Genomic DNA, 343 nt, shown 5'->3' with positions numbered 1-343 from the left:
CTGGTTGACTTTTACTGTTATGAACGCGGCTTTTTATGCCATAACGATTATTGAAATAGACCGACATTTATATTTTTTGGAAAACAAGACCAAAATGTATGAAGTATTTGCAATGAGTAAGGAACAGGCAATTAACTCAGCAGAAACAAAAATAATCTACGAAAACTTGACACGAAGGGAAATAGAAATTACTTTATCTATTCTGAGCAATCTTAGTTACAAACAAATAGCCAAAGATTTATTCATTGCCGAAAGTACTGTCTCTAAACACGCTTCTAATATCTATAAAAAAACTGGTGTAAAAAATAGAAGGCAATTCATTAGTCGATATCGAAAAAAGGCG

1 protein-coding gene is annotated in these 343 nt (G+C 32.1%); it reads left to right on the top strand.

Features of this window, described 5'->3' with window-relative positions:
• Positions 1-112: 112 nt before the first annotated feature.
• Positions 113-343, top strand: a 231-nt coding sequence (locus H4O21_RS28610) for a LuxR C-terminal-related transcriptional regulator (protein ID WP_220495892.1), incomplete at its 3' end; no start/stop codon positions are given.

Source organism: Oceanospirillum sediminis (assembly GCF_014164585.1).
Lineage (GTDB): Bacteria > Pseudomonadota > Gammaproteobacteria > Pseudomonadales > Halomonadaceae > Oceanospirillum > Oceanospirillum sediminis.
Note: the sequence above shows the minus strand (reverse complement) of the source record. Positions and strands in the feature narration are given on the sequence as shown.